Annotated in this window: 7 protein-coding genes; 5 read left to right on the forward strand and 2 right to left on the reverse strand. The window is 35.1% G+C overall.

Translation table 11 applies throughout. From position 1 onward, the window contains the following. Window positions 1–54 precede the first annotated feature (54 nt). Window positions 55–984: an SPFH domain-containing protein gene (locus tag CLV90_RS01740; RefSeq protein WP_133685805.1), complete on the forward strand. Its 930-nt coding sequence runs from the start codon at window positions 55–57 to the stop codon at window positions 982–984. Between the two features lie 273 nt (window positions 985–1,257). Here CLV90_RS01740 and CLV90_RS01745 read toward each other — a convergent pair whose 3' ends face one another. Next, a complete protein-coding gene (locus CLV90_RS01745; protein ID WP_133685806.1) occupies window positions 1,258–2,934 on the reverse strand; it encodes a glutamine--tRNA ligase/YqeY domain fusion protein in 1,677 nt (558 codons plus the stop codon). A gap of 226 nt (window positions 2,935–3,160) precedes the next feature. Between CLV90_RS01745 and CLV90_RS01750 the strand changes: the two genes are divergently transcribed. Together CLV90_RS01750 and CLV90_RS01755 are read left to right on the forward strand one after the other, a co-directional pair. Next, the gene (locus tag CLV90_RS01750) at window positions 3,161–5,407 is read left to right on the forward strand and encodes a T9SS type B sorting domain-containing protein (RefSeq protein WP_243835243.1); all 2,247 of its coding nucleotides are present in this window, start codon (window positions 3,161–3,163) and stop codon (window positions 5,405–5,407) included. Window positions 5,408–5,414: 7 nt separating this feature from the next. After that, window positions 5,415–7,634 (forward strand): PorP/SprF family type IX secretion system membrane protein, encoded by a 2,220-nt coding sequence (locus tag CLV90_RS01755; RefSeq protein WP_133685807.1) that lies wholly within the window; start codon window positions 5,415–5,417, stop codon window positions 7,632–7,634. A gap of 357 nt (window positions 7,635–7,991) precedes the next feature. On the opposite strand, the gene CLV90_RS01760 is transcribed toward CLV90_RS01755, so the two are convergent. After that, window positions 7,992–8,240, reverse strand: a complete 249-nt coding sequence (locus CLV90_RS01760; RefSeq protein ID WP_133685808.1) for a hypothetical protein — start codon at window positions 8,238–8,240, stop codon at window positions 7,992–7,994. Between the two features lie 153 nt (window positions 8,241–8,393). On the opposite strand from CLV90_RS01760, the gene CLV90_RS19160 reads away from it, so the two are divergent. After that, the gene (locus CLV90_RS19160; RefSeq protein ID WP_166638517.1) at window positions 8,394–8,561 is read left to right on the forward strand and encodes a hypothetical protein; all 168 of its coding nucleotides are present in this window, start codon (window positions 8,394–8,396) and stop codon (window positions 8,559–8,561) included. Between the two features lie 63 nt (window positions 8,562–8,624). Then, entirely contained in the window at window positions 8,625–10,043 is a 1,419-nt protein-coding gene (locus CLV90_RS01765) for a S41 family peptidase (protein WP_133685809.1), read from the forward strand. Window positions 10,044–10,289 lie beyond the last annotated feature (246 nt).

Raw genomic sequence — 10,289 nt, forward strand, 5'->3', positions numbered from 1 at the left:
TAATACTATGAAGGCTTTTAGTATCTTCCATTATTAACTATAAAAGAAAAAATCATGGGCTCATTTATTTGGATTCCGATTGCGTTTTTAGTGATTTTCACTATTCTATCGGGTGTATTTATTGTAAAACAACAAACAGCAGTGTTAATTGAAACATTCGGAAAATTTACTAGTGTAAGACAATCCGGTATACAATTTAAAATTCCTTTTGTTCAACGAATTGCTGCGCGTATTGGTTTAAAAATTCAGCAATTAGATGTTATTATAGAAACAAAAACGCTAGATGATGTTTTTGTTAAACTAAAAGTATCTGTACAATATGTTGTAATTAAGGATAAGGTTTATGAGGCGTACTACCAATTAGAATATCCACACGAACAAATAACTTCTTATGTATTTGATGTGGTAAGGGCAGAAGTACCTAAAATGAAATTGGACGATGTTTTTGTAAAAAAAGATGATATTGCTATTGCGGTGAAATCAGAATTGCAACAGGCAATGTTAGATTACGGTTTTGATATTATTAAGACCCTGGTTACCGATATTGATCCAGATGCACAGGTAAAAGAAGCAATGAACCGTATTAATGCTTCTGAGCGTCAAAAAACTGCTGCGCAGTTTGAAGGTGATGCTGCTCGTATTCTAATTGTAGAAAAAGCAAAAGCCGAAGCGGAAAGCAAAAGACTACAGGGTCAAGGTATTGCTGATCAACGTAGAGAAATTGCGCGAGGTCTAGAAGAATCTGTAGAAGTATTAAATAAGGTAGGTATCAATTCTCAAGAGGCATCGGCGTTAATTGTGGTAACTCAACATTATGATACGTTACAGAGCATTGGTGAAGCTACCAATACCAATTTAATATTATTACCAAACTCACCTCAAGCAGGTAGTGATATGCTGAATAATATGGTTGCTAGTTTTACGGCAAGTAATATGATTGGTGAAACAATGAAGAAAACAAATAAGCCTAAACTTAAAGAATAATAAATTTGAGTTAGCTTTTAAGATACAACCCGAGAACAAAAGTTCTCGGGTTTTTTTGTTCTTTTCTAGATAGTTCTAAGCATTTGATCATTTCAATAATTAGGCTTGGCGAAAACCGTTTTTAAAGCTTCTGGAGAGCAGTTTTTTTTGAATTCATACCAATTGGTCTAAAAAAGGAAATCCACCCGTAGACGTGTTGTCTATAGGTGGATTTTTATATTAAATCGTAATTAAAATAGGTTCTAACGATAAGGAATACTTATACTATATAATCTATTGAATTTTTGCCCAAGAATCTCGTAAACCAACAGTTCTGTTGAAAACTAAATTATCAGCAGTAGTATCTGAATCAACACAAAAATATCCGATACGTTGAAATTGAAAACGATCACCTGGTTTGGCATCTTTTAAAGCAGGCTCAACATATCCTGTAATTACGGTTAAAGAATCAGGATTTATGAAATCCATAAAATCTTTGTCCTTATGAGTATCGGGACTCTCATCTGTAAATAGACGGTCGTATAATCTTACTTCTGTTTTTACCGCATGTGCTATAGACACCCAATGCAATGTTCCTTTTACTTTACGCAAGCTTTCTTCAGTGCCACTTCCACTCTTGCTTTTAGCGTCATAAGTACATTGCACCTCAGTTATATTCCCCTCGGTATCTTTTGTGCAGCTTTCCGCTTTTATAATGTATCCGTTTTTTAGACGTACCTCTCCGCCTAGTTTTAATCGGAAGAACTTTTTATTCGCTTCTTCCTTAAAATCCTCTTGTTCTATATATAGTTCTCTTGAAAATGGCACTTCTCGTGTACCGGCAGTATCATCTTCTGGAGAATTTTCGGCTTCTAACCATTCCGTTTCACCTTCAGGATAATTGGTAATAACCAATTTCAACGGGTTCAAAACACCCATAACCCTATGAGTGGTTTTGTTTAAATCCTCTCTAATTGTAAACTCCAATAAAGAAACATCAATAAGATTATCTCTTTTTGCTATACCTATAGTATCTACAAAATTTCTAATAGAATCAGGAGTATATCCTCTTCTTCTTAATCCAGAAATGGTAGGCATTCTTGGGTCATCCCAGCCAGTAACTACTCCCTTTTCTACCAATTGCGCCAATTTACGCTTACTTACTACAGTGTGACTTAAGTTACGACGAGCAAACTCACGTTGTTTAGGCCTTACTTTAGTTTCATCATATACTTGATCTAAAAACCAGTTATATAGCTCGCGGTGCATTGCGAATTCTAAGGTACAAAACGAATGAGATACTTGTTCTATATAATCGCTTTCACCATGTGTCCAATCATACATTGGGTAAATACACCAATCGGTATTTGTTCTGTGGTGCGCTTTATGCAATATACGGTACATAATAGGGTCCCTCATCAACATGTTAGAAGAAGACATATCTATTTTGGCTCTTAATACATGAGTACCTTCTTTAAAGTCTCCGTTTTTCATCTTTTCAAAGAGCTCTAAATTCTCTTCAATTGATCTATTTCGATTCGGACTATCGGTTCCGGGTTCTGTAGGTGTACCTTTTTGAATAGCCATATCTTCAGAAGACTGATTATCGACGTAAGCTTTACCTTGTTTCACCAATTCAACCGCCCAATCATATAATTGTTGAAAATAATCAGAGGCATACCGTTCGGTATCCCACTTAAATCCTAACCATTCTACATCTTTTTTGATAGCATCTACGAATTCTTGCTCTTCTTTTGCAGGGTTGGTATCATCAAACCTCAGATTTACAGGTGCATTGTATCTAAGACCTAAACCAAAGTTTAAGCAAATAGAACTTGCATGCCCAATATGAAGGTAACCATTTGGCTCAGGAGGAAAACGAAAACGTAATTCGTCTTTGGTATAACCATTTAACAAGTCCTCTTCAACAATTTGTTCAATAAAATTCAAAGACTTCGATGTCTCGCTCATGTCATTATTTTTCAGGCTACAAAAGTAGCAAAATTGCCTTAAATGGCGGGTTTAAAATAGGCACACCTTACTTAAAATGCGTTTCACAACAGAAATCTTCCTTCCGACAACATAAAATTCCCTTTCGTCGTATTAAATAACATATTTGTCTAAGAAATGATGGGAATGTAAAACAACTTATTAACCATCTTTTCAACCGTAGTGGCCCCCATAACTACAAATACCTATGAAAACTTTGAACAAACTTACCGTATTTACAGCACTATCCATGCTATTCTGCGCATTTCAATTATCTGCGCAAGCAATAGTAATTAACGCTCCAGAACCTGCAGACAATCCGAATCTTTCAGGGAGTACCCCTTGGTCTGCCGTATGTGCAGGTAATGGTGGTTTCAACGAATATTTTGTAAACATCACTTGGATTGGTACAGCCAATGCAGGCAACGAGTTTATTCTCGAATTATCAGATGCCAGTGGTAGTTTCGCAACCCCAGTGACTTTGAAAACTATTACAGATCAAAATACGATAAAGGATTTTGATACTAGTTTTGCGATACCTACCGACACCCGTGGCGAAGGGTATAAAATGAGAGTTAGAAGTACAGATCCTGTAAAAGTGGGTAGTGAATCTGAAGCATTCAATATGTACTATATGGACGTTACCTCCAATTTAAATATTAGTGAATTGGGTAACGGAGTGCCACCTGGTACGGTTTGTAGTACTGGTGCTATTACGCTGCAAGTTGACAATATTGCCAACCCAGAGACCTACCAGTATATTTGGTTTCGTAGTGGAACCGAATTAACAAGTGAAACCGGTCATACATTGAATGTTACACAGTCGGGTATGTACAATGTATATATTGATTATGGACCAAGATGTACCGGCTCTGGTAATACAGATTCTAATATAGTAGATGTAACTATTGGCGGTTCTGGTAGTGGTATTGCCGTTACTGCCCCAACCAAAACATCTTTGTGTAGTACCGATATTGAAACATTAAGTATAGACCAAACAAATGCTTCTTGGAGCTACCAGTGGTTTAAAGACGATGTTGAGATTATAGGTGCAACGGCAACTTCATATAACGTAAATGCTGCCAATGCAGGTTTCGAAGGAAACTATGCCGTAGAGATATCTGGAACAGGTATCTGTAATGAAAGATCAGCAGCGGTAGCTATAACCAATGCAGAATTATATACCGTTTCTGTAGTGAATGAAGTCAATATGGTTTTATTGCCTACACAAAACGAAGTTTTATCAGTAACGACAACTGCGGTTACGCCAAGTTATAAGTGGTTTAGAAATGCTGTTGAGATTTCTGGTGAAACAAATAGCACACTTACAATTAATGAAGCTGGTGAGTACTATGCAGAAGTTACCCAAACAGGCGGTGCTTGTTCAGTGTCTTCTAAAAACTCTGATATTACTACAGTAGTGTCCCCTGCTTCTTTTGAAATGACCATAAATTATACCGATGCGTATACATCTTGTGAAACCACAAGCACCACTTTAGGTGTTGAGCTTATAAATGCAGTTGCCGCAGATGGTACTAAAACAGATGTTACTAGTGCTTTACTTGACGGATTTACATATGAATGGAGTAAAGACGGTGCTGTTATAAGCGGTGCCACTAGCAATAGTATTAGTTTGGCTTCAAATTCTGAAAATGGAGATTACGATTTAAATGCAACCGTTGGTAATTTTGATGTAGACTCTAATGTTTTACCCGTTCAATTACTAACAAACGAAACAGTAGGTATTACAAGTTCAGGAACTGTCTTCTGTAGTGGTGGCGAAACAATAAGCTTAAGTACAACCACAGATTTAAGTTCAGCTACTTATCAATGGCAATTAGATGGAGCATCAATTAATACTACAGATGAAGTGTTAACGATTTCTACTGCGGGTACATATACTTTAGCAATAGATAGAGATGGTTGTTCTTTAATCTCTAATGAGATTGTTGTTACACCGTTAGACGAAAACCTAATTACACTTGACCCAGGTACAGAAATAGTAATGCCAGAAGGTACTACTAGATTGGTTACAGCAAGCGGAGGTACCGCCTACAGATGGTTAGATGCCAATGCGGTAGAAGTAAGTAACGCTGATAGTGTAAACTTTACCGAAGCCGGTAGTTATACCCTAATAGCGTCAATTGACAATTGCGAGATTGTAAGGCAGCTAGAAGTATCTTATTTGGACACTTTCAAAGTACCTAATGTAATTACCGTGAATGGAGATGGTATTAACGATCAATGGATCATACCAAACTCTTATTCTAATAAAGCCGATGTCAATGTAATTATCTACAATGAGCAAGGTCAAGAAATTGTAAACGAATTCGATTATAAAAATAACTGGCCGCAGTCAACTACCGCGTTCACCAAACAAAACATGGTATTCTACTATAAAATCAGGAATGCCAGTGAAGTACTTAAACAAGGTACGATCACAGTAATACGTTAAGCTCACCATGCTAAAGAAAAGTGTTTTATATCTATTGTTATTTGTGTTAGCTATCATGAAGGTTAGCGGGCAAGAGGAAAATCCGTTTGTATCATACGATGTTCCTGCCCAGAATCTTCTGAAGTATAACCGATTCTTAATCAACCCAACGTTTTCAACGGTTAGGGAAGACAAATCCTATATCAATTTGTTACACCGAAACCAATCGGTACAATTTGATGATAACAATCAAAACTATTTCTTAAGCTATAGTGGACGTATCAACGATAAAACCGGATTAGGTCTTAGCCTATATTCTCAAAGGGAAGGTATCTTAAGCAACTTCGGTGTGTTGGCAAATTATGCCTATGGTATTAAATTGAACGACAAGAGTAACTTCACTTTTGGTGCAAACGTATCTTACTACCAAAGTGGATTTGATAACGGTAGAGTTTCTACTGTAGAAGAAGATCCTTTCTTGGCAGGTTTGCAAGATCAGAACTTATTATCATTTCAGCCTGGTTTTAACCTTTCTTATGGCAAGTTCGATGTTGGTGTCTTTGCAGAAAACCTTTTTGATTACAACTTAAAGACTAGCGAATCTGTAACCGAGTTTAAAGACAAAACATATTCTGGTCACCTACAATATACCCATCAGTTTGAAAAGCAAGATGGTATTTTTGAACAAGGTCGTTTAATGCCTTTGGCAAGAGTTAGAAAAGTAGGAGAAGAAGATGTTACTTTAGGAGGAAGTTTAATACTTGACCTTCCAAAATTAGGATGGATACAAGGTGGATACGATAGCTTTTATGGTGCTGCCGCTGGTGTAGGCTTTAACCTGAACCAAAGAATTTCTTTAGGCTATACTATGGAAAAAGGATTGTCTAACAACTTTGATAATTTCGGAGTTACGCATGAGATATCATTTGCCTATTCATTCTCTCCAAATCTTACAGAAGATAGGGTAATGTTAGAAGATGATTATGAAGATGATTTGGTACAGAATGATGAGGAACCAGAGAACATTGCTACGAAGGAAAAGGTAGAAGAGTTGAAGATTAAGTTGGCTGAAAACGATGCCATTATAGAAGAACTGATGTTCCGTCAAGATTCCTTGGAAGCTATTCGCCAATCTGATCTTGAAAGACGTTTTGCGATGGTAATGCGTATGGTTAGAAATGAAACCAACGGAGAAAGACCTGACCTAGAAAATAAGGCAAAAGAGCTTTTCCTTGATGAGAATAGTAATATTGCGGTTGCGTCTAACTATAACCCAAGTAATTCAGGAGAACAAAATGTTTCTCCAAATTATAACCCTAGTATTTCAGGTGAAGCCGTTACAAGCAATCAGGCAGTTGGGCAAACACAACAAGATAGGGTAGCGGTAGTAACAAACGAAAGAAACAATCCTGTTGCAGAAAAGCAAGAAGTTGCCGAAAATAATACCGATTCGAATATTTCGGCTGATAGTAGGTTTAAAGAGCAAGTGCAGCCTAAAGATGCTGTAGTTGCAAATAGACCACGAAACAATGATACTCCTATTGCGAAAGCATCTAGAGAAGTAGCTCAAGACGGAGTAAAAAGTAGAAGGTTCAAAGACTTACCAGATGTTACTGATGGTTATTATGTTGTAGCTAATGTGTACAAAGGCGGTCAGTACATGAACAACTTTATAGAAGATTTAAATGCAAAAGGTATTAATGCCGATTATATTGATAATCCTAATACAGGTTTAAAGTACGTTTACCTTCATCGTTACGATACATTTGAAGATGCTGTTGCTGCACACGATTCTAAATTGAACGGTGCATATGATGGTGCCATGTGGATTATGAACGTAGATAATAGATATACTAACGAAGCCTACGCAAGCAATGTAAATAAGATCAAAGAGAAATCTTCTAAGTACGACTCTAATGTGCTAACCTCAAATGAGGTGGTTAGAGATAATGTAGATGCTAGAGAAGCTGATTCAAAATCTTACGTTATTGAGGGCGCCGGTTCTGGTTATTACCTTATTGCAAATGTGTTCGCCAACCCTAAGAATGCAAAACGATTTGTAGCCTTGCTAAACTCATTCGGCTTAAATGCAAGTTACTTCATCAACCCAAAGAATAATTACAGATACGTGTATCTTAAAAAGCACGACTCTTGGACCAAGGCTTTAATCTCTTACTACTCTAAGCTAAACGACGCTTACAATGAGAAGATGTGGATTATGAGGGTCAATCAAGAACTGTTGGTTTAGAACGACTATAGGTTAACATAACGATTATATAAAGCCCTTATCATCTAAGATGATAAGGGCTTTGTAGTTTAATAATAAGCACAAATTATAAACCAATCATTATATTTATTTCTATATTTCTATAAGATGGATAAAGTACAATGTTTCTATCTTAAATGAAATTAAAATACAACTTGGTATTTTAAATATTCAAAACTTTCTCTAAGAGATATATGCTCTTCAACTATTCTTTTTCAAAATAATCGTAACCAAATTAGAAATTGATAAAGTGAATTGGTCTCTTTCAAATGCGATTTTTGGACAGTGAATCTCTTGAGTATTCTTTGACTTTATAAAAAGATGTTCCTCTTTAATAAACTAGTATAATTGGCCATCATTATCTACCAAGAACCATTTATTATTTGAAGTTACATAGCGTAAATATTCATCGGTAAATGTAAAAGTGCTTCCAATTATTTGGTTGATGTCATTTGGAATGCAAACACTTGGTCGGGTGATATGAACTTTTTCAATCTGCCATGTACCGATTAATTCTTTCTTCAGTATAACATCAGATGTAACTTGACCTTGAATTAGTATAAGAAGTAAAACTATGGTTTCTCTCATAAGTTCAAGACGAATGAAATGACTTAACGTTACTTGAAAATAAGGGCGGTTTAAATTTGAACTAAAGATTTAGGTAGTCTGATTTATATGTAACAAAACCTTCAATCTTAAGTTTATACCTCAAACCTAGATTCTATTTAAATTAGTAACCATATGAAAAAGATAATCTTACTTACTATCATTCTTCTTTTTGGAAATATTTTATTTTCTCAAAATGATTTTACAGAAGAACATAAATTGGTGACTACTGCCAAAGTTTGGGGTTTTTTAAAATACTATCACCCCGAGGTAGCCAACGGAAAATTTAATTGGGATGAATAATTATTTAAAATTTTACCTGAAATAAGAGATAGTAGAAGTAAAGAGGAGCTTTCAGAAATTTATGTGAAATGGATTAATGGTCTTGGAGGTATTGATTTGTGTACAGATTGTGAGTTGAAAAATGATGTGGATTATTTTAATGAAAATTTCAATTTAGATTGGATTTCTGATGCCGACACGTTTACAAAAGAGCTATCGGACAAACTAAAATTTATAGAATTAAATAGGCACCAAGGTAAAAAGTACTATGTGTCTGTAGCCAGTAAAAAAATTGGTAATGTTAAGATTACAAATGAAATTGAATACAATGATTTTGATTGGAAAAAGGAAGATTTAAGACTACTTACATTATTTAGGTATTGGAATATTATAGAATATTTTTTTCCTTATAAATATCAGACCGATTTAGATTGGGATGATGTGCTAAACAAAATGACACCAAAGTTCTTGCATTCAAAAAGCGAACAAGATTTTCATCTTGCCATGTTAGAATTAGTGGTTTGTATAGACGATAGCCATGCAGATTTTGCTACAGATTTAACAAATGCTTTTTTTGGAAATTATTGGATTCCTGCCGGATTTAAACTTATGGACTCTACGGCAATAATAACACGTTTTTACAATAAAGGGTTTGCTAAATTGGATGATTTAAAGATTGGAGATGTAATTACTAAAGTTGATGGTTTAGATGTACAAACGATATTCCAAAAAAGAGAGAAATATATAAATGGATCTAATCTTTCTAGGAAAAAGTGGATGGCCTTCCGTTCAATTTTTAATGGTTCAACCAACGCAGTAGAAATAGATTATATACGAGACGGAACAACGGCTAAGAAAACTCTAAAACGGTATTCAATAAATGATATTAATTATACCTGGAATGGATCAACTGAGAAGTTTAAAATACTAGATAATAATATTGGCTATGTAGAAATGACGCAGTTGAAAATAAAAGATGTTTCAAAAATGATGAAAAGCTTGAAGGATACTAAAGCTATTATTTTTGACTTGAGATATGGATCTGATTGGACATTACACTTAATTTCAAATTACATTAATTCACAGAAAAAAGACTTTTTTAAAGCAACATATCCTGATTTAAGCTACCCCGGAAAATTTATTTGGAGAGACGGTTATACATGTGGTAAAGACGGAGAATTAAAATATAAAGGCAATGTGGTCTTACTGGTGGGTGAGATGTCTCAAAGTATTATAGAATTTACCGCAATGTGTCTTCAAGCAGGCGATAATGTAACTACTATTGGTAGCCAAACTTCAGGTGCTGATGGAACTGTTAGTCCATTTGAAATGGTAGCTGGTTATAAGACCAATATAACTGGTGTAGGCATATTTTATCCGGATAAAACCGAAGCTCAAAGAAAAGGTGTCAAAATTGATATTGTGTGTAAACCAACTATTGATGGTATTACAGCAGAAAAAGATGAAGTCTTAGAACGTGCTTTAGACTATATTAATAACTAAATACTGCTCATTTAAATTTAAATATTTACAGAATGATACTTGTCTTCAACTAGGTTATGCATTGCTTGTAATAGTATGTCGCACACTGTTTTTAAGCCCAAGAAAGCTTGCTTTTATAACTACCTAAGAAATTTACGCCCGAGTATATGAAAAGCCGCTAGAGCGGCTTATTTTAATTCATCAGACTTGTTTTTAAAAATGGGTTCTCGTCAAAGTCACATTTTAAAATGGCTCTATTTTGTACTC

Origin of the sequence: Maribacter spongiicola (genome assembly GCF_004364165.1) — a bacterium.
Lineage (GTDB): Bacteria > Bacteroidota > Bacteroidia > Flavobacteriales > Flavobacteriaceae > Maribacter > Maribacter spongiicola.